At 69.9% G+C, this 1567-nt stretch carries 1 protein-coding gene; it reads left to right on the top strand.

From position 1 onward, the window contains the following. Nucleotides 1-1567: non-ribosomal peptide synthetase (locus ACWEH3_RS36040; RefSeq protein ID WP_452358514.1), on the top strand; the 1567-nt coding region annotated here is incomplete at both ends.

Genomic DNA, 1567 nt, shown 5'->3' with positions numbered 1-1567 from the left:
CGCTGCCGGTGCAGTACGCCGACTTCAGCCTCTGGCAGCGTGACGTGCTCGGCTCCGAGGACGACGCGCAGAGCCTGATCTCCCAGCAGGCCGAATACTGGCGTGCCGCGCTGGCCGGGCTGCCCGACGAGCTGAACCTGCCCGCCGACCGGCCGCGTCCGACGACGCAGTCGTTCGCCGGGGGGCGCGTGGTGTTCCCGATCTCCGGGGAACTGCACGGCAGGCTCACCGAGATCGCCAGGCAGCAGAACGCGACGCTGTTCATGGTGGTGCACGCCGCGCTGGCGCTGTTCCTGGCGCGTATGTCCGGCACCGACGACATCGCCGTCGGCACGCCCATCGCGGGCCGCGGCGAGGCCGAACTCGACGACGTGATCGGCATGTTCGTCAACACCCTGGTGCTGCGTTCGCACGTGGACGGCGACCTCACCTTCGACCAGTTCCTGGCCCGCACCAAGGACGCCGACCTGCAGGCGTTCGCGCACGCGGACCTGCCGTTCGAGCGGCTGGTGGAACTGCTCAACCCGGAGCGCTCCACCGCGCGGCACCCGCTGTTCCAGGTGGCGCTGTCGTTCGAGAACTTGCCCGAGAGCAGCTTCGAGCTCCCCGGACTGCACGTGGGCGCGGTCGATTTCGACGTCGACACCGCCAAGTTCGACCTGTCGCTGACCATCCGCGAGGCAGGGGAGAACCCCGACGACGCGGGCATGTACGCGGAGTTCTCCTTCGCGCGCGACCTGTTCGACGACGAGACGGTGCGGGTGTTCGCCGAGCGGTTCACCAGGCTGCTCACCGCGATCGCCACCGACCGGGAAACCCCGATCGGCGACCTGCCGCTGCTGGACGCGGCCGAGTACCACCTGCTCACGCACGTGGCGGGCGAGGACGTCATGGCCACCGGCCTGCTGCCGGACCTGCTGCAATACGGTGCGCGGCTGGACCCGGAGCAGATCGCGGTGCGCTACCAGGGCCGTTCGATCACCTACCGCGAACTGGACGAGTACTCCTCGCGCCTGGCGCGGGTGCTCATCGCGCGCGGTGTGGGACCGGAGCGCATCGTGGCGCTGTCGTTCCCGCGCTCCTACGAGATGGTCGCGGCGTTCTGGGCAGTGGCGAAGGCGGGCGGCGCGCACGTGCCGGTCGACCCGACCTACCCCGAAGATCGCATGCGGCACATGGTCAACGACTCCGGCGCGGTCATCGGCATCACCGCGAGCGAGTACGTCGACCGGCTGCCGCGCGACGTGGAGTGGCTGCGGATCGACGACCCGGCGCTGGGCGAGCTGATCGAGAGCCAGTCCGCCGAGCAGGTGACCGACGCCGACCGCAACGCCGCGCTGGCGATGCGTCATCCGGCGTACGTCATCTACACCTCCGGCTCGACCGGTATGCCCAAGGGCGTCACCGTGACCCACGCGGGCATGGGCGGCCTGGTCGGCGTCGCGGCGGATCTCTACGAGCTGGAATCGCACCATCGGTTCCTGCACATCTGCTCGCCGAGCTTCGACCCGTCGGTGCTGGAATGGCTGTGCGCCGCCTACACCGGCGCGACGCTGGTGGTCGTGCC

It is taken from the genome of Nocardia sp. NPDC004718, assembly GCF_053601535.1.
Note: the sequence above shows the minus strand (reverse complement) of the source record. Positions and strands in the feature narration are given on the sequence as shown.